This window comes from Amycolatopsis sp. NPDC043889 (assembly GCF_056435645.1).
Window position 1 is genome coordinate 1 of sequence record NZ_JBWKEC010000030.1, and the last position, 16,479, is coordinate 16,479.

Sequence of the window (16,479 nt, forward strand, 5' to 3'; positions counted from 1 at the left end):
GAGGAACACACAGGTCCTCTTTCCCTGGGGAGACCTGGGGGGAAAGGGGAGGGGTGGGGTGCCCCCCGGCCGGCCCCCCCCCCTCCCCCCCCCCCCCCCCCCCCCCCACGACCGGGGCACTCAGGGCCACGCCGAGTTCCCGGAGCGCGGCCAGATCCAGTTCCTCGCCGAAGTTGCCGTTCACCGGGCACGCGAGTTCGCGGACCAGCGCGGCGACGTCGTCCCGGCGGCGCACCCCGATCGGATACACGCAGTCGGCGCCGGCCTCCCGGTAGAGCCTGCCCCGCCGGATGGCCTTGGCAAGCCTTTCCGGCTCCGGGATCCCGCGGTCGCCCAGGAACGCGTCGACCCGGGCGTTGACGACGATCGGGACGCCGGCCTCGGTCGCGGCCGAGCGGATGTCCGCGAGCCGCTGGGCGTGCCGATCGGCACGCCCAGCTTGCCGGTCCGGTGATCGGTGTCCTCCAGGTTGCAGCCGACGGCGCCGGTCTTCGCCAAGCCCAGCAGCTCGTCCGCCCCCATGCCCGGTTCCTTCCTCCTGTGGTGTCCCTCGAAAGGATGGACACCGCCGTCGCCGGAAACCGGTCGGTCTTCGCCCAGTTTCCTCCGGATCCGCGGAAAACCAGTTCCCGGTCCGCGTCTCCGGTGGCTACACTCGCCGCGAATCATCCCGGCGAGGAAGGACAGGACAGTGCGTCATCACCACGCCGTCGTCGTCCCCTCGGCCCGCTACGAGGTGATCCTCGTGTCTCCGCGCGTCCGGTGCCTGCCGCGCGGCTAGCACCGGCCCGTTGACGAACGCCTGACTTTCTCGCGCCCGCTTCCCGTCGTCTCACGACGGCGAGGGCGCCTGCCCGCGTTCGCCCGAATCGCGCAGTCCGAGCTCCGGAGATCACTTTCGAAAGGCCCGCGCCATGCGCACCGTCCCCTTGTCCGCCGTCCGCAATCTGGGCATCCTCGCCCATGTCGACGCGGGCAAGACCACGCTGACCGAACGGATCCTGTACGTCACCGGAACCACTTACAAACGTGGTGAGGTCCATGACGGCACGACCGTGACCGACTTCGATTCCCACGAGCGAGACCGTGGCATCACCATCTTCGCCGCCGCCGTCAGCTGTACGTGGGACGGCCATCTCGTCAACCTGATCGACACCCCCGGCCACGTCGACTTCTCCGACGAGGTCGAACGGTCGCTCCGCGTCCTCGACGGCGCGATCGCGGTGTTCGACGGCGTCGCCGGGGTCGAACCGCAGAGCGAATCGGTGTGGCGCCAGGCCGACCGCCACGGCGTACCGCGGATCGCGTTCGTCAACAAACTCGACCGCGCGGGCGCCGATCTGGACGCGGCCGTGGAGTCCATCCGGGAGCGGCTGCATCCTCGTCCGCTGGTGGTCCAGCTGCCGATCGGGGCGGAGGACGGCTTCGTGGGTGTCGTCGACCTGCTGCGGATGCGGTCGCTCGTCTGGGCCGACGGCGCCGAGAGGGCCGAGGAAGGACCGGTTCCGGAGTCCCTTGTGGACGAAGCGAACCGGCGTCGCCGTCTGCTCGAAGAGACCGTGGCGGAACTCCATCCGGCCGCGCTGGACGAGTTCTGCGAGTCTTCGGCGGTTTCGACGGAGACGCTGGTCTCGGCGCTGCGCGAACTGACCCGCACCGGGGAGGGCGTCGTGGTGCTATGCGGCTCGGCGTACCGCAACCGCGGTGTGGAGCCGTTGCTGGAAGCCGTGGTGGCGTATCTGCCCTCGCCGTCGGATGTTCCGCCGGTCCAGGGCGAGTACGGAGGCACGGCCCACGAACGGCCCGCCGATCCGTCGGCGCCGTTCGCGGCACTGGTGTTCAAGGTGACCTCGACCGCCACCGGGCGGTTGACGTACCTGCGGGTGTACTCGGGCACGATCCGGACTTCGGAGGCGGTGATCGACGTGGGCAGCGGTCGTATCGAGCGCGTCGGCCGCATCCTGCGGGTCCAGGCGGACCGGCACACCAGGGTGGACAGCGCCGTCGCGGGCGACATCGTCGCGGTGGTCGGGCTGAAGACGGCCCGCGCCGGCGCGACACTGTGCACGCCGTCGGAGCCGCTCCTGCTCGAGCCGCCCGTCGTGGCCGATCCGGTCGTGTCGGTCGCCGTCGAGGCACGGACGGGAACCGACACGGAACGGCTGATGGCGGCGTTGGCGCGGCTGGTCGAGGAGGATCCGTCGCTGGTCATCCGGACCGATCGCGAGACCGGCCAGACCCTGCTCTCGGGAATGGGCGAGCTGCATCTGGAGGTGGCGGTGGAGAAGATCCGGCGCGACCACGGCCTGGCCGTCGGCGTCGGGCGGCCTCGTGTCGCCTACCGCGAGACGGTGGCTCGGGGCGTGTCCGGTTTCGTCTACCGGCATGTCAAGCAAGACGGCGGCGCCGGGCAGTTCGCCCACGTCGTCATCGACACGGAACCGTTGGAGGAAGGGGAGTTCGAGTTCGAGTCCACTGTGGTCGGTGGCCGGGTGCCGCGGGAATACGTCCGCGCTGTCGAAGCCGGTTGCCGTGACGCGCTGGTGGAAGGCCCGCTCGGCGGGCATCCGGTGACCGGTGTGCGGGTCACGCTGACCGACGGGGCCACCCATGCGAAGGACTCGTCGGAGATGGCGTTCCGGACGGCCGGGCGATTCGCGCTCCGGGCCGCTTTGGCCGCCGGCACGGTCACCCTGCTGGAGCCGGTCGCCGAAGTGACCGTCACCGTGCCCGAAAGTGCTGTCGGCGTGGTGCTCGGCGACCTCGCCGCCCGGCGTGGCCGGGTGCTGGGGTCGGTGGTGCGCGCGGGAACGACCGTGGTCACCGCGACCGTGCCGCTGGCCGAACTGTTCGGCTACGCGACACGGCTGCGCAGCCGCACCCAGGGGCGGGGCACGTTCACGGCCCGGCCGACCGGCCACGCCCCGGCACCGGAGGGACAGCCGGTCCGGTAGATCGACGATGGCCCGCCCACGACATTGTGGGCGGGCCATCGCCCGAACCGCTGTCACCCGGCGATCGGGCGCCGGGCGGCAGCCGTCTTCAGCCGATCACGCCACCGGCCACGGCGGACGGCAGTTCTGCCGCGGCAACGCGTGCGATCCGTTGGTGTACACGCCGTCCGCGATCGTGTCCTCCATGATCGAGCGGTGATCGGTGGGCCGGGCCCACTGGTAACACAAGTGCTGGGCGAAGTACCCGCCCGGCGCTTCGAGGGTGTCGAAGTGGCAGACACCGTCGGTTTCGATGCAGTAGCGGATGTACGGGATACCGCCGAAGTCGGTGCGGCCGGGACCGAACGACACGTAGCCGCCGAACGGCGACGGTGCCCCGGTGCCCGGCGGGAGCACCGCGCTGATCCCGCGTCCCGGCGGGCCGACGGGCTGCATCGGGTCGGCGAAGATCTTCGCCCTGAACCGTGACCTGTCCACGGCCAGCTTCCCGTCGGCGATGTCGTTCAGCACCAGGTTCGCGACCAGTGCGCCCTGCGAGTAGCCGACGACGGTGAATTCCGCGCCGGGGTTCTCGTCGAAGGAGCTTTGGGCGACACGACGGGCTTCCTCGTGCCCGCGCGCGACGCTCTGGTCCATCGGCGTCTGGTCGCAGTTCGGTGCTCCGGCGGCCCCTGCCGGGTAGTGGACCACCTTCTTGATCCCGCCCCGCAACCAGGCGTCGTTGTAGACGGTCGCGGCCCCATCGCAGGTGCCGCCGATGAGGATGTAGTAGCGCGCCTGGTCGGCCTGGGCAGCCGGCGCCGTGACGCCGATCAGCCCGGCGGCCAGCGCGGCCGCCGCCAGGACCCCCCTGAGCTTCTTCACATTCATCGTCCCTTTCGTTCGACTACGGTGCGTGTTCGAACGCTAGGGACGAGTCATGAAATTTCGATGAAACAGGCTTCAGCGATGGGACAGCACGTTGACCACGTGACCGCCGGGATCACGGACGAAGAACCGCCGGACACCCCAGGGCTCGTCGGTCAGTTCGTGCACGATCTCGGCGCCGGACGCCTTCGCTTCGTCGTACGCCGCGTCGACGTCGTCCACCTGGATCGAGACGGCCGGGACGACGGGCGCCGTCTCGTCGTGGGTCATGAGGCTCAGCTGCACCTCCGGCCGATCCGGATCGGCCAGGGTCACGATCCAGCCGTGATCCATCACCACTTCGAAACCGAGCACCCGCTCGTAGAAGGTTCTCGCCTGCTCAAGGGACTTGGTCTCGAGGTCGGCTACCACTCTCTTGATCGCCATGCGCCGATACTGGCACAGCCCTCCGACGGTTTCGGGGGAGCAGGAGCGGGGTCGCGAGCATGAGCGCTCCGGCGATGCCGACCGCCGCGCGCGGTCCGGTGAACGCGGCGAGCAGGCCCCACAGGGCGGTCAGCGAAGCGGTGGTGAGTTTCCCGGCGATCGACCAGGCCGACAGCGTGCGCGCCGCTCGGTCGAGGGGAACCTGTTCGAGCCTGCTGGTGGCGAGCACCGGGTTGAACACGCCGATGCAGGTGATCAGGCAGAATTCGACGACGATGACCAGGATCAGCCCGGGCACACCGGGCTGGATGAAGACCAGCCCGACGGGCCAGCAGACCCGCAGCCAACCGGCGGTGAAGAGGACGCGGTCCCGGCCGTACCGGGCGACCACGGTCCGGGAGAGCCTCGCCCCGATCAGCCCACCGAGGCAGGGCACGGCGAAGGCGACCGCGTACTCCCATGGAGCGAAGCCGAGTTGCCCCAGCATCAGGACGGCCATCAACGGCGCGGTCGCCATGATCAACCCGTTGACCACGATCGTGTTGACGAACAGCGGGCGCAGCAACGGGTGGGTGAGGATGAACCGCCAGCCTTCCCGCAGGTCGCGGCCGGTCAGCCGCGGCCTCTCCCGTTCGGTGGGTGGCGGCTCCGCACCACCGACCGCACGGATCCCGAGCGCCGAGAGCAGATAGCTGACCGCGTCGGCGGCGATCGTGATCACCGGCCCGAAGAGGCCGACGGCGAAACCGCCGAGCGGCGGACCGAGCACGGTCGCGGTCCAGGTCGTCGATTCGAATCGGCCGTTCGCGATCAGCAGATCTTCGGGTGGCAGCAGGGTTTTGAGGAACGCCCCACTGGCGGCCAGGAACGTGATGTCGGCTGCGGCGACGATGACGGACACAGCGAGAAGCTGACCGAACCCGAGCAAGCCGAACGCGTACGCCACCGGGACGGTCAGCAGCGCCGCACACCGGATCAGATCCATCGCGATCATCACCGGCCGTTTGCGGCGGAACTCGACCCAGGGGCCGAGCGGCAGCGCGACCACGGCGCCGACGACGAGACCGGCGGCCGCCAGCAGCGAGACCTCCGTGGTGCCCGCGCCCAGCGCCACGATGGCGATCAGGCTGAACGCGTCGAACGCGAACCTCGTGCCGAAAGCGCTCGCCGCGTACGCCGCCCACAGCCAGCCGAACCGTCGTCCCAGTGATCTCCCACCCACCCGCGAGATCAAAGCAAGCCGGGACCTCGAAGTCGAACAACGGGTCGTTGGCGGGTCACAACCGCGGGTTGTGCGACCCGCTCACAGCTCCCCGAGCGCGGTGACCGGCGACTCGACGCAGTCGGCGACGAACCGCAGGAATCCGCCGGCGGTCCCGCCGTCGCACACCCGGTGGTCGAACGCCAGGGTCAGCTCGCAGATTTTGCGCGCCACGAGCGCGCCGTCGACCACCCAGGCGCGGTCGATGATCCGGCCGATGCCGAGGATCGCCGCTTCCGGGTGATTGATGATCGCGGCCGAGCCGTCGACCCCGAACACGCCGTAGTTGTTGACCGTGAAAGTCCCGCCGGTGAGACCAGCCGGGCCGAGTTTTCCTTCCCTGGCTTGTGTGGTGCGATCTCCGATCGCGGCCGAAAGCTCCCTTGTGGACAGTGAGCCCGCGTCGCGGACCACCGGTACGACGAGACCCCGGTCGGTCTGCGCGGCGAAACCGAGGTTGATGTCCCGCAGCTGCACGATCTCGTCGCCCTCGACACGCGAGTTCAGCTCCGGGTACTTCCGCAGGCCCGCCACGGCGAACCGGGCGACGAGGCCCAAAAGGCTCACCGGGCGATCCGGTGCCGAGGCGTTGAGCGACTTGCGCGCCGCGACGAGTTCGGTCGCGTCGACGTCGACCCAGACCGTCGCTTCGGGGATCTGACGGCGCGAGGTCGTCAGCTTGTCGGCGACCGCCTTGCGAACGCCGGTCAGCGGGATCCGCGTCTCGCCGTCCCGCTGCTCGGGGACGGCGAGCGCCGCCTCGACGTCGGCGCGCCGGATGATCCCGCCCGGACCGCTGCCGGTCAGCTTCGTCAGGTCGATCTTGTTGTCCGCGGCCATCTTGCGGACGAACGGGGAGATCACGCCCGGCGCTTTCGACGGCTTCTCGGGTGTGGCGACGACGGTGCGCGTCCGGCGGCGCCTCGTCGTGGTGGTCGTGCCGTAGCCGATGAGGACGTTGCCACTGCCTTCGCTCGCGGTCGTCACGCCGGGTTCGGTGAAACCGGGGCCGATGGTGAGCAGCGGAGCGCCGACCGGAAGCGACTGGCCGGGTTCGCCGTGGAGGCGGGTGACGACGCCGGCGAACGGCACCGGCACCTCGACCGCGGCCTTCGCGGTTTCCACTTCGACGACGGGCTGGTCGACACCGACTGAGTCGCCCTCCGCGACCAGCCAGGTGACGATGGTGCCTTCGGTGAGCCCTTCGCCGAGGTCCGGGAGCAGGAAGTCAGGCACCGGCCACCACCGGTTCGTCGTTCCACTGCAGCCGGGCGACGGTGTCCAGGATCCGGTCGACGTCCGGAAGCTGATGGCGCTCCAGTTTCGGTGGCGGGTAAGGGATGTCGAGGCCGGTGACCCGAAGGACCGGCGCGTGCAGCTGGTGGAAGCACTGCTCGGTGACCCGGGCGACCACCTCGGCGCCGTAGCCGCCGAACCCGGCGGCCTCGTGGACGACGACCGCACGTCCGGTGCGGCGCACCGAAGCGGTCACCGTCTCGTCGTCGAACGGGCTGAGCGACCGGAGATCGACGACCTCGACGTCCCAGCCTTCGGCGGTCGCGGCCTCCGCGGTCTCCAGCGCGGTGGCGACCATCGGGCCGTACGCGATCAGCGTGACGTCCTTGCCCCCGCGGCGCACGACCGCGCGGTCCATGGCCGCGCCGTCCCGGGTGAAGGACACAGGTTCCTTCGACCAGTAGCGGCATTTGGGTTCGAGGAAGATCACCGGGTCCGGTGAGTCGATCGCGTCACGCAGGAGGTCGTAGGCGTCCTGGGGAGTGCCGGGCGTGACGACGCGCAGGCCGGGGGTGTGCGTGTAGTAGGCCTCGCTCGAATCGCAGTGGTGCTCGACGCCGCCGATCCCGCCCGCGTAGGGGATGCGGATGACCATCGGCAGCGACAGCGCGCCGCGGGTGCGGTTACGCAGTTTCGCGACGTGCGAGGTGATCTGCTCGAAGGCGGGATAGGCGAAGGCGTCGAACTGCATTTCGACCACCGGGCGGAACCCGCCCATCGCCATCCCGACCGCGAAACCGACGATGCCGGACTCGGCCAGCGGCGTGTCGAAACAGCGTTCCTCGCCGAAGTCGGCGGTGATGCCGTCGGTCACCCGGAACACGCCGCCGAGCGGGCCGACGTCTTCGCCGAAGATGAGTACGCGGTCGTCGTCCTTGACAGCGTCGCGCAGAGCGGCGTTGAGCGCCTGTGCCATCGAGATCTCGGTCATCGGGCCTCCAGTTCGGCGGCGACCAGCGCCCGCTGGGCGGCGAGTTGGCGGGTCGGGACGGCGTACACGTGCTCGAACAGCGACATCGGATCCGGCTCGACGTCGGCGTTGAGGGTGTCGCGCACCCCGGCGGCGAACGTCTCAGCCTCGGCCTGGAAGCGCTCGATATCGTTGGTGGACAGCAGATTCTCGGTGGTCAGATACGTTTCGAGACGGCGCACCGGGTCGGCCGCGCGCCACTTCTCGACCTCGGCCTGATCGCGGTAGCGGGTGGCGTCGTCGGCGTTGGTGTGCGCGTCGATCCGGTAGGTGTGCGCCTCGACCAGGACGGGGCCGAGGCCGGAGCGCGCGTGCGCGACGGCGTCGTCCAGCACTGAGAGGACCGCGACGGCGTCGTTGCCGTCGACCTGCTCGGAGCGCACGCCGTAGCCGACACCCTTGTACGCCAGCGCGGGGGCGGCGCTCTGCTTCTCGAACGGCACGGAGATCGCGAAGCCGTTGTTCTGCACGAAGAACACCACCGGCGCCTTGAACACGGCCGCGAAGTTGAGCGCCTCGTGGAAGTCGCCCTCGCTGGTGGCGCCGTCCCCGATGAGCGCGAACGCGACGCTGTCCTCGCCGCGGCGCTGCATCGCGTGGGCGAGCCCGGCCGCGTGGAGGGTCTGGGTGGCCAGCGGGGTGCACTGCGGAGCGACACGGGTCTTGGCGGGGTCGTAGCCGCAGTGCGCGTCGCCGCGAAGAAGCGTCAGGATCTCGCCCGGTTCAAGGCCGCGGGCGACGAGCGCGACGGAGTCGCGGTAGGTGGGAAAGAGCCAATCCGCGTCGGTGAGGGCCAGTGCGCTCGCGACCTGGCAGGCCTCCTGGCCGGCACTCGACGGGTAGACCGCGAGACGGCCCTGCTTGGTCAGCGCGGTCGCCTGGGCGTCGAACCGGCGGCCGAGCACCATCAGCCGGTAGGCCTCGACGAGCCGTTCGGGCGGAGGCGCCGAATAGCCGCCGTGCTCGTCGACGCGTGTGCCGTCCTCGGCGAGGAACCGCACCGGGATCCCGGACGGCAGCAACGCGGCGGCAGGGGTCTCCCGCGACATGGCGCAGCACCACCTTTCACAGACATATGATGCTGAGATGGTGGTTTCCGGAGTCCCAGTGTTCAAGAGGCGCGCGGAATGAGCGACAAATTGTCCGTCGGATCGGTTCAGCCGGGCCAACCGTCCAGTAGTGGCGTGGCTCACGGCCGCGATCCGGGACGAACGGTCCTTGCCCTCGACGACATCGATCGCGCGATCCTCGCCGAACTGACCGCCGACGGCAGGCTCGCCGTCCGCGCGCTGGCGGAGCGCCTGCACATCTCGCGTACGAACGCCTACGCGAGACTGGACCGGCTGATGTCCGAAGGCGTCATCACCGGCTTCGGCGCCCGGATCGACCCGCGGCGGGCCGGACTCGGGACGAGCGCGTACATCCTGATCACCGTCGAGCAGACGTCATGGCGGACGATGTCGGCCGAGCTGCGGCAGATCCCGTTCGTCGAGCACGTTTCGCTCGTCGGCGGCGACTTCGACATCCTGCTGCTGGTGCGGACACCGGACAACGCTTCGCTGCGGGATGTCGTACTGGAACGGTTGCAGGCGCTGGACGGCGTGCGGTCGACGCGGACTTGGCTGATCTTCGAAGAACAGCCGGGCGTCGCCCCTCGTGAATGGTGAGGACGTGTGCCGGCCGGAGGTCTCGCGTCTATGAAGGATTTGGGACGGTGAGTGTCCCAGATCCTTCATAGACGCTCCTGCGATCTTCGTCGCGATGCTGCCGCAATTCACCGACCCGGCGGTGCGCTGGCCGGTGCTGCTCCAGATGAGTGTTCTAGGCCTGACCTTCGTCGGCACCTGCGCGGTGGTCTACCCGTGCGTCGGGGCGGGAGCGCAATCCCTGTTGCGCGCACGCCCTGCCGTGTCACGGACCGTTTCCCGGATCTCCGGCGCCTCGATGATCCCGGTGGGAGCACTCCTGGTCGTCGAGCGGCTGGTGGCGTGAGTGCGGCGTATGCGCTTGATGCGCGCGTCGATGTCCGCCGGATGGCGACGGTTTCTGACACGTTCGCCGGGCGGTGACGCTGTAACGCTCTTCGCCCTCCCACCGAATACAGTCGGGTTCGATGGCGGAGGCGGAGGAATCATGGTGCGTGTCCTGCTCCTGCTGCCGGTCGCCGTGGCGTGCTTCGTGGCGGTCGCCTGCGCGAGTTCGGCTCCGACGACGAGCAAGGTGCCGGCCAAGACGAAGGTACAGGCGGCTTGCCGCGAAGACGAGGATCAGTGCCACGAGCCGGGGACGACCATCAAGGGCCGGACCGGCGGTTGCGTGAACGCCGGGCGGGGGATGACGCAACGGGACGTCGAGAAGCGGCGCGACGAGTGGCTTCGTCGGCATCCGGGGTTGGTGCGCCTCGGGTGAGACCGGAGCCGTGGCGCCCTGTTGACCGAGACGCACCGCCGAACACCCCATTCGGGTGATAACGGTTCGGCATTCGATGTATCTGACCTGCTCCCCATTGACACCTTCCTACGATCGCGGCGACTGGGTGGAGGAATGCGGTGACGGTGGAGTGCGCGGGTCAGGACTACCTGACGCGGCAGATCGGGGCTCTGCTCGAAGCGATTCGCGAGGAGGGGCCGGTCGGTGAGGGCAGACGCAGTTTCCGCCTCGCGGGGCATCTCGCGGCGGAGGGCGGGTTCCACCTCGGCGACATCCTCGCCGCGACCGCGCAGCTGCTGGCGGTCCACGCGTGGAACAACGGCTATCTCGCGGCGGCGGAGCTGCTGACGCGCCGGATGCGGGAGTTCGGTGCCGAGTCGGTGGAGCTGGTGCAGTACCTCGTGCGGTTGGAGACCGGGAGCGAGCAGGGCTGGCTTCCCCAGGACGACCGTGAAGCCCTCATCGACTACGCGCGACGGGCTCGGAGGCCCGACATCGAACGCCGGGCGCAGGCCATCGAGCCGTTGCTGCCCGGGGTCAGCGGCCCTGAGCGTCCTGATCGGATGGCCAGTGAGTCGTGAGATAGTGCTCCGGGTCAGCGAGGATGCCGCGGATCACCGATCCGGCGGCCCCGCGTACGGCGGCTCCCGTGCCGAGCGCCGAGCGGACGACCCGCACCGGCGACCACGCCGTGCTGGGCACGCGGCGTTCGAGCTCGGCGAGGAGTGGCTCACGAAGCCACGGCTCCAGCCGGGCGTAGGTTCCGCCTAGCACCACCGCCGGAACGTCCATCAGATTGACCACAGTGGACAGTCCGACGCCGAGATGTCCCGCGGCGGTGGTCACCGCGGAGACCGCCGCGTCGTCGCCGGATTCCAGCGCGGAGACCAGGTCGTCCACCGTTTCCGCGCCCGCGAGCCGCAGGATCTCCTCCTGTCCCGCCATCCGTTCCAGGCAGCCGTTCGCGCCGCAGGAACACGGCGGGCCGTCGGGCGCCACCGGCAGGTGGCCGATCTCGCCGCCCGCGCCGCGGACGCCTTCGAACAGCGCGCGGTCCAGCACGATGCCCGCGCCGATCCCGATCTCACCGGACACGTGGACGAAATCCGGCAACGCCGAGCCGTGCCAAAGTTCGGCGAGCGCAGCGAAGTTCGCTTCGTTGGCGACGGTGAACGTCTCGCCGAGCCGGTCGGCGAGGTCGACGTCGCGCCAGCCCAGGTTGGGCGCCAGCCGCACGAGCCCGGATTCGACCAGGCCCGGAACCGCGATACCGACGCCGCCGACGGGAACACCCAGCGCGTCCGCCCGCGTCTGTGCTCCTCGCAGGAACGCCGAGACGCGCTGGAAGACGCGCGGGGTCCGGTTGTCCGCGTACCGGACCTCCTGCGCCCGGACGGTGCCGGTCAGATCGACGAGGCAGGACGCCAGGTAGTCGACGCCGATTTCGATGCCGAGCCCGTGCGGGCCGGTGGGGGAGAGCGACACGACGGTGCCGCGCCGCCCGGGGCCAACGCGCTGTTCCGGTTCGCCTTCGGCCACGAGATCCGCCGCGATCAACCGGTCGACCACGCTCGACACGGTCGCCTTCGTGAGTCCGGTGACGGCGGCCAGGCCTGCCCGTGAGGTGCCGGGACCATCCGCGATCGCCCCGAGGACGAGGGCGGCGTTGTGCTGCCGCACGGTGTGCTGTCCCGCCGGGCGCGTGCCTATCATCGCGCGATTGTATTCGTTCGATGCCTGAACGAAAGCCTTGACCTGCCGGAGTGGCGTCGATAAGTTCAGGCATCAAACTAATTGGGAGGCGAGATGGCTCAGGCACCGACGCGTGAGGACAAGTTCAGCTTCGGGCTGTGGACCGTGGGCTGGCAGGCGAACGACATGTTCGGCCCGGCGAGCCGTCCTCCGCTCGACCCGGTCGAAGCCGTGCATCGTCTCTCGGATCTCGGCGCCTGGGGGATCACCTTCCACGACGACGACCTCGTCCCATTCGGCTCGGCCGACGCGGAACGCGCGCGGCACCTCAAGCGCTTCCAGGGCGCGCTCGCCGAGACCGGCCTCGTCGTCCCGATGGTCACCACGAACCTGTTCAGCCACCCCGTTTTCAAGGACGGCGGCCTGACCAGCAACGATCGCGATATCCGTCGCTACGCGCTGCGGAAGGTGCTCCGGAACCTCGACCTCGCCGCCGAACTCGGCGCGTCGACGTTCGTGCTCTGGGGCGGCAGGGAAGGCAGCGAGACCGACGCCGCGAAGGACGTCCGCGCGGCGATGGACCGTTACCGTGAGGGCATCGATTTCCTCGCCCAGTACGTCCTGGACCAGGGCTACGGCCTCCGGCTCGCGCTCGAGCCGAAGCCGAACGAACCACGCGGCGACATCCTGCTGCCGACCATCGGGCACGCGCTCGCGTTCATCTCCACGCTGGACAACCACGAGATCGTCGGCGTGAACCCGGAGGTCGGGCACGAGCAGATGGCCGGGCTCAACATCGTCCACGGCATCGGGCAGGCCCTGTGGCAGGGCAAGCTGTTCCACGTCGACCTCAACGGCCAGCGCGGCCCCCGGTTCGACCAGGACCTCGTGTTCGGGCACGGCGACGTGCTGTCGTCGTTCTTCCTGGTCGACCTGCTGGAGCACGGCGGCTACGACGGGCCGCGGCATTTCGACTACAAGCCGCTGCGCACGGAGAACATGGACGGCGTCTGGGCCAGTGCCGAGGCCAACATGGCCAGCTATCTCCTGTTCGCCGAACGAGCCCGCGCGTTCCGCGCCGATCCCGAGGTGCGTTCCGCGCTGGACGCCGCCCTCGTCCCGGAACTGGCGACGCCGACCCTCGACGAGGGCGAGACGGCGGCGGATCTGCTGGCGGACCGGTCGGCGTTCGAGGACTTCGACCCGGACAAGGCCGCGGAACGCGGTTACGGCTTCATCCGCCTGTCCCAGCTGGCCCTCGAACACCTCACCGGGGCACGCTAGAACCGGTCGACGTCGAGGACGGCCTTGGCGAATTCCGCCGGGGCCTCCTGTGGCACGTTGTGGCCGATCCCGTTCAGGACGCGGTGCTCGTATTTGCCGGAGAACTTCGACCGGTACGCCTTGCCGTCGGTGTTCGGGCCGTCGAAATCGCTGCCGATCGTGATTGTGGGCACCGAAACCGCCGGCCCCTGCGCGAGTTTCGCTTCCAGCGCGTCGAGTTTCGGGTCGCCCTCGGCGAGGCTCAGCCGCCACCGGTAGTTGTGGATCACGATGGCGACGTGGTCCGGGTTGTCGAAGCAGGCCGCGGAACGGTCGTAGGTCGCGTCGTCGAAGCTCCACTTCGGCGACGCGATCTTCCAGATCAGCTTGTTGAAGTCGTGGCGGTTCTTCGTGTAGCCGAGGATGCCGCGCTCGGTGGCGAAGTAGTACTGGTACCACCAGCCGAGCTCGGCGGCCGGGGAAAGCGGCTGCTTGTTCGTCTCCCGGTTGGTCACCAGGTAGCCGCTCACCGAGACGAGCGCCTTGCACCGTTCGGGCCACAGCGCGGCGATGATCACGGCCGTGCGTGCGCCCCAGTCGAAGCCGCCGAAGACGGCCTTGTCGATCTTGAGGGCGTCCAGTAACGCGACGATGTCGGCGGCGATCGCGGACTGCTGGCCGTTGCGGAACGTGTCCTTCGACAGGAACCGTGTCGGCCCGTAGCCGCGCAGGAACGGCACGATCACCCGGTACCCGGCCGCGACCAGACGCGGGGTGACGTCGACGTAGCTGTGGATGTCGTAGGGCCAGCCGTGCAGGAGGACCACCACCGGACCGCCGGCGGGGCCGGCTTCGGCGTAACCGATGCTCAGTTCCCCGGCGTCGATCTGCTTGATCGGCCCGAACGAGGTGTTCCCGCCGGTCGTGGCGGGCGTCGCCGCCGGGGCAGCCGCGGGCTGGGCCGAGCAGCCCGCCACAGTGACTCCCGCTGTCGCGGCGACGATGGCCTGCGCGAACCTTCTCCTGCTGAGCATCCTGATTCCTCCCGCGAAACGCCTGGTACGGGACGAAATTAGGGGGCAGGCTCCTGGCGCGGCGACCGTCGGACGACGTCACCGGTGTACGTCATCTACTAGGCGACTTCAGGTTCGGCGGTCACGAAGGCCGCTTCCAGCCTGCGGATCCGGGCCCAGAACTCGGCCTCCCTGCCGGGCTCGAGAACGCCCAGATACCCACCGGGTACGACGCGCCCCACGAACGCACCGGACGTCCACACCCGCCAGCCGCCGGTGGCGTCGTCGCCCGAAGCGGACGCGGGATCGTCGGTGCCGCGGATCGCCGCGATCGGGCACGGGAGCCGGGTCCTGGCGGGCCCACGGTAGGCGTTCAGCAGCTGGAGGTCGCCGAGCAGCAGGTCCAGGGCGTACTCCCAGCTTTCGGGTGAGTCACGGTAACCCGCGACGGGAGTGAGCCCGGTGCGGCCGAACACCCGCCCCATCGCCGACGCGCCCGCCTTGGCGTTCTTGTCCGGTGAGCGTCGCTGCGGGGCGCACGCGTCCACGACGACCAGCGCGCCGGGGGCGACGCCGAGGCGTTGAGCGGTTTCCAAGGCGACGAAGGCGCCCATCCCGAATCCGATCGTCACGGAGCGGGAAAACCAGGCCTTCGGTGTCGCGGCGGCCAAGTGCGTGGCGAGTTCTTCGAGAGAGGACGCCGGGGATTCCGCGAGCCGTTCCCCGTGTCCGGGATATTCGAAGGCTCGGATGTTCGCATCGACCGCGCCCGCGAGCGCGTCGAACGCTCGGCTGGTACCGCCGGCGGGCGGAAACAGCAGGTAGCCGGGTCCACGACTGTCTGATGTGGACAGTGAAACGAGTGCGGCCGTCATGATCCGAAAGATACGCGCGATTAACCCGAATGGGGTAACGGTTCGGATTCGACCAAGATCGATTCACCCTACTGAGGGAGGTTTCGGCGAAAAGCTGCCCGGCCGTGTCGTATCTGGCACTGCCCGTTCGACGTCTTGAAAAGAGCCGGAAGGAGAAAGCGATGAACACCACGACACTGGCCTCGACCACGCGGCTGAACCCGGTGAGCCGCACCCTGCCGGTTCTGCTGGCGATGGAGGACGACGCGGAGGACGTCGGCCGCCTGTCCCCGGACGACCGCCTGACCTGCCACGTGCACGGCCGCTGGATCCACCAGTGCGTGGCTTCCCCGCTGCACGTCAACCCGATCACCCGCCACCGCTGGTGTCGTTCTTGCGCGACCGCGTTGACCGTCTCGGTCGACGAATTGTCCGGCGACGTCACGATGTCCTGTCCTCGGTGCGGCCACGGCGAAAGTGCCGCCTCGGCCAGGCTGATCGCCGCTTGCCGCGCCAGTCTGGCCGCCGCGCGCCGGGGCTCCGGCGCGCGGGCCGCCTAAGCGACCTTGTCGAGGATCCGCTCGATGATCAGGACGCGGTCCTGCGGGCGGAGATAGAGGTAGTGGCCGGCGTCCGGCAGGATTTCGACGTCGGCATGGGGGAGCAGACTCTCCAGTCGTGCGGCGGCAGCGGCGGAATCGTGCACGACGCTGCGCCCGCCGAAGAGGGCGAGCGTGGGTACTTCGATGGACCGCAAGGCCTCCTCGTCCGGGCAGACCTGGAACGGCACTCGGGCGCGATAACACCGGATCCCGGCGAGCACGAGCCGGGCGGCGGGCTGGTCGAGGACGTCCTCGCCGGCGGACCACGTCACGAAGCGGCGCCACAGCCGGTCGCTGTCGAGTACGGCGGCGGCCAAGCTGTACCGGAACACCTTCCGGGCGAACGGCGCGGCGACGGTGGTCGCGTCGAGCAACGCGATGGACGCGAGCCTGCCGGGTGCGTGGATCGCCTGGTTCACCGCGTGCCAGCCGCCGGTCGAACCACCGACGAGACGGACGTCGGTCAGTTCCAGGTTCTCGAGAACGTCGTCGAGGGCGTTCGCGCGGTCGCGGATGTCTTTGAACGGCGCCTTTTGCACGCTGCGGCCCGCTTCGCCGAGAGTGTCGATCGCGTAGACGGCGTGCCGCTCGGCCAAGGCGGGGATCAGCGCCGCGAAGCAGGCCGAGGTCGCCAGAAGGCCCGGCAGCAGGGCGATCGGACTGCCGCCGTCACCGTAGCGGTAGACCCGCGTGGTGCCATGGCGCGTTTCGACGTCGAAGACCGCGCCCGGTTCCGGGCATTCGGCCATGGCACGGTCGTAGGCGGCGAAATAGCGTTTTTCGGCCGCCGGATTCCTGAAGCCTCCGATTTTGTTCATGAGCGGAACGCTAGGCAAAGCCGTCTTCCGGGT

18 protein-coding genes are annotated in these 16,479 nt (G+C 69.5%); 7 read left to right on the top strand and 11 right to left on the bottom strand.

Features of this window, described 5'->3' with window-relative positions; genetic code table 11:
- Nucleotides 1-475, bottom strand: a 475-nt coding sequence (locus AC0685_RS34980; RefSeq protein ID WP_478229481.1) for an isocitrate lyase/phosphoenolpyruvate mutase family protein, incomplete at its 3' end; no start/stop codon positions are given.
- A gap of 439 nt (nt 476-914) precedes the next feature.
- On the opposite strand from AC0685_RS34980, the gene fusA reads away from it, so the two are divergent.
- Nucleotides 915-2,954: an elongation factor G gene (gene fusA, locus AC0685_RS34985; RefSeq protein WP_478229405.1), complete on the top strand. Its 2,040-nt coding sequence runs from the start codon at nt 915-917 to the stop codon at nt 2,952-2,954.
- 96 nt (nt 2,955-3,050) lie between these two features.
- Here the strand turns inward: fusA and AC0685_RS34990 are convergent, their stop codons facing one another.
- The 6 genes from AC0685_RS34990 to pdhA all read right to left on the bottom strand — a co-directional run bounded on the left by AC0685_RS34990 (nt 3,051) and on the right by pdhA (nt 8,823).
- Nucleotides 3,051-3,824 carry a PE-PPE domain-containing protein gene (locus AC0685_RS34990; protein ID WP_478229406.1) on the bottom strand — a complete coding sequence of 258 codons (774 nt, stop codon included), beginning with the start codon at nt 3,822-3,824 and terminating at the stop codon, nt 3,051-3,053.
- 72 nt (nt 3,825-3,896) lie between these two features.
- Nucleotides 3,897-4,247: a VOC family protein gene (locus AC0685_RS34995; RefSeq protein ID WP_478229407.1), complete on the bottom strand. Its 351-nt coding sequence runs from the start codon at nt 4,245-4,247 to the stop codon at nt 3,897-3,899.
- A complete protein-coding gene (locus AC0685_RS35000) occupies nt 4,201-5,469 on the bottom strand; it encodes an MFS transporter (protein WP_478229408.1) in 1,269 nt (422 codons plus the stop codon). The genes AC0685_RS34995 and AC0685_RS35000 overlap by 47 nt, the downstream gene beginning before the upstream one ends.
- Before the next feature lie 81 nt (nt 5,470-5,550).
- On the bottom strand, nt 5,551-6,744 hold the full coding sequence (locus tag AC0685_RS35005; RefSeq protein ID WP_478229409.1) for a dihydrolipoamide acetyltransferase family protein: 1,194 nt from the start codon (nt 6,742-6,744) through the stop codon (nt 5,551-5,553).
- On the bottom strand, nt 6,737-7,735 hold the full coding sequence (locus AC0685_RS35010; protein WP_478229410.1) for an alpha-ketoacid dehydrogenase subunit beta: 999 nt from the start codon (nt 7,733-7,735) through the stop codon (nt 6,737-6,739). The genes AC0685_RS35005 and AC0685_RS35010 overlap by 8 nt, the downstream gene beginning before the upstream one ends.
- A complete protein-coding gene (pdhA, locus tag AC0685_RS35015; RefSeq protein ID WP_478229411.1) occupies nt 7,732-8,823 on the bottom strand; it encodes a pyruvate dehydrogenase (acetyl-transferring) E1 component subunit alpha in 1,092 nt (363 codons plus the stop codon). Before pdhA ends, AC0685_RS35010 begins: the two co-directional genes overlap by 4 nt.
- Nucleotides 8,824-8,958: 135 nt before the next feature.
- Here pdhA and AC0685_RS35020 point away from each other — a divergent pair, with 135 nt between their 5' ends.
- The 4 genes from AC0685_RS35020 to AC0685_RS35035 all read left to right on the top strand — a co-directional run bounded on the left by AC0685_RS35020 (nt 8,959) and on the right by AC0685_RS35035 (nt 10,785).
- Nucleotides 8,959-9,441 carry an Lrp/AsnC family transcriptional regulator gene (locus tag AC0685_RS35020; protein ID WP_091596826.1) on the top strand — a complete coding sequence of 161 codons (483 nt, stop codon included), beginning with the start codon at nt 8,959-8,961 and terminating at the stop codon, nt 9,439-9,441.
- Between the two features lie 94 nt (nt 9,442-9,535).
- Nucleotides 9,536-9,766 (top strand): hypothetical protein, encoded by a 231-nt coding sequence (locus tag AC0685_RS35025; RefSeq protein WP_478229412.1) that lies wholly within the window; start codon nt 9,536-9,538, stop codon nt 9,764-9,766.
- A gap of 141 nt (nt 9,767-9,907) precedes the next feature.
- Nucleotides 9,908-10,183, top strand: coding sequence for a hypothetical protein (locus tag AC0685_RS35030; protein WP_478229413.1), 276 nt, complete (start codon nt 9,908-9,910; stop codon nt 10,181-10,183).
- A 140-nt stretch (nt 10,184-10,323) separates the two neighbouring features.
- Entirely contained in the window at nt 10,324-10,785 is a 462-nt protein-coding gene (locus tag AC0685_RS35035) for a hypothetical protein (RefSeq protein WP_478229414.1), read from the top strand.
- Here the strand turns inward: AC0685_RS35035 and AC0685_RS35040 are convergent.
- Nucleotides 10,742-11,917 carry an ROK family transcriptional regulator gene (locus AC0685_RS35040; RefSeq protein WP_478229415.1) on the bottom strand — a complete coding sequence of 392 codons (1,176 nt, stop codon included), beginning with the start codon at nt 11,915-11,917 and terminating at the stop codon, nt 10,742-10,744. The genes AC0685_RS35035 and AC0685_RS35040 overlap by 44 nt on opposite strands.
- A gap of 93 nt (nt 11,918-12,010) precedes the next feature.
- Between AC0685_RS35040 and xylA the strand changes: the two genes are divergently transcribed.
- Nucleotides 12,011-13,180: a xylose isomerase gene (gene xylA, locus AC0685_RS35045; RefSeq protein ID WP_478229416.1), complete on the top strand. Its 1,170-nt coding sequence runs from the start codon at nt 12,011-12,013 to the stop codon at nt 13,178-13,180.
- On the opposite strand, the gene AC0685_RS35050 is transcribed toward xylA, so the two are convergent.
- Together AC0685_RS35050 and AC0685_RS35055 are read right to left on the bottom strand one after the other, a co-directional pair.
- Nucleotides 13,177-14,193, bottom strand: coding sequence for an alpha/beta fold hydrolase (locus AC0685_RS35050; protein ID WP_478229417.1), 1,017 nt, complete (start codon nt 14,191-14,193; stop codon nt 13,177-13,179). The two genes, xylA and AC0685_RS35050, sit on opposite strands and share 4 nt — an antisense overlap.
- A 98-nt stretch (nt 14,194-14,291) precedes the next feature.
- Nucleotides 14,292-15,047 carry a thioesterase II family protein gene (locus AC0685_RS35055; protein WP_478229418.1) on the bottom strand — a complete coding sequence of 252 codons (756 nt, stop codon included), beginning with the start codon at nt 15,045-15,047 and terminating at the stop codon, nt 14,292-14,294.
- Between the two features lie 161 nt (nt 15,048-15,208).
- Between AC0685_RS35055 and AC0685_RS35060 the strand changes: the two genes are divergently transcribed.
- The gene (locus AC0685_RS35060; protein WP_219151665.1) at nt 15,209-15,586 is read left to right on the top strand and encodes a hypothetical protein; all 378 of its coding nucleotides are present in this window, start codon (nt 15,209-15,211) and stop codon (nt 15,584-15,586) included.
- On the opposite strand, the gene AC0685_RS35065 is transcribed toward AC0685_RS35060, so the two are convergent.
- Nucleotides 15,583-16,446 carry an alpha/beta fold hydrolase gene (locus AC0685_RS35065; RefSeq protein ID WP_478229419.1) on the bottom strand — a complete coding sequence of 288 codons (864 nt, stop codon included), beginning with the start codon at nt 16,444-16,446 and terminating at the stop codon, nt 15,583-15,585. The two genes, AC0685_RS35060 and AC0685_RS35065, sit on opposite strands and share 4 nt — an antisense overlap.
- Nucleotides 16,447-16,479: the final 33 nt, after the last annotated feature.

Bases quoted from the DNA above. Each gene is read 5' to 3' on its own strand.
- AC0685_RS35055 (WP_478229418.1), bottom strand. From the start codon at position 15,047: ATGACGGCCGCACTCGTTTCACTGTCCACATCAGACAGTCGTGGACCC.
- AC0685_RS35065 (WP_478229419.1), bottom strand. From the start codon at position 16,446: ATGAACAAAATCGGAGGCTTCAGGAATCCGGCGGCCGAAAAACGCTAT.
- AC0685_RS35010 (WP_478229410.1), bottom strand. From the start codon at position 7,735: ATGACCGAGATCTCGATGGCACAGGCGCTCAACGCCGCTCTGCGCGAC.
- AC0685_RS34990 (WP_478229406.1), bottom strand. From the start codon at position 3,824: ATGAATGTGAAGAAGCTCAGGGGGGTCCTGGCGGCGGCCGCGCTGGCC.
- AC0685_RS35025 (WP_478229412.1), top strand. From the start codon at position 9,536: ATGCTGCCGCAATTCACCGACCCGGCGGTGCGCTGGCCGGTGCTGCTC.
- pdhA (WP_478229411.1), bottom strand. From the start codon at position 8,823: ATGTCGCGGGAGACCCCTGCCGCCGCGTTGCTGCCGTCCGGGATCCCG.
- AC0685_RS35030 (WP_478229413.1), top strand. From the start codon at position 9,908: ATGGTGCGTGTCCTGCTCCTGCTGCCGGTCGCCGTGGCGTGCTTCGTG.
- xylA (WP_478229416.1), top strand. From the start codon at position 12,011: ATGGCTCAGGCACCGACGCGTGAGGACAAGTTCAGCTTCGGGCTGTGG.
- AC0685_RS35060 (WP_219151665.1), top strand. From the start codon at position 15,209: ATGAACACCACGACACTGGCCTCGACCACGCGGCTGAACCCGGTGAGC.
- AC0685_RS34995 (WP_478229407.1), bottom strand. From the start codon at position 4,247: ATGGCGATCAAGAGAGTGGTAGCCGACCTCGAGACCAAGTCCCTTGAG.
- AC0685_RS35050 (WP_478229417.1), bottom strand. From the start codon at position 14,193: ATGCTCAGCAGGAGAAGGTTCGCGCAGGCCATCGTCGCCGCGACAGCG.
- fusA (WP_478229405.1), top strand. From the start codon at position 915: ATGCGCACCGTCCCCTTGTCCGCCGTCCGCAATCTGGGCATCCTCGCC.
- AC0685_RS35040 (WP_478229415.1), bottom strand. From the start codon at position 11,917: ATGATAGGCACGCGCCCGGCGGGACAGCACACCGTGCGGCAGCACAAC.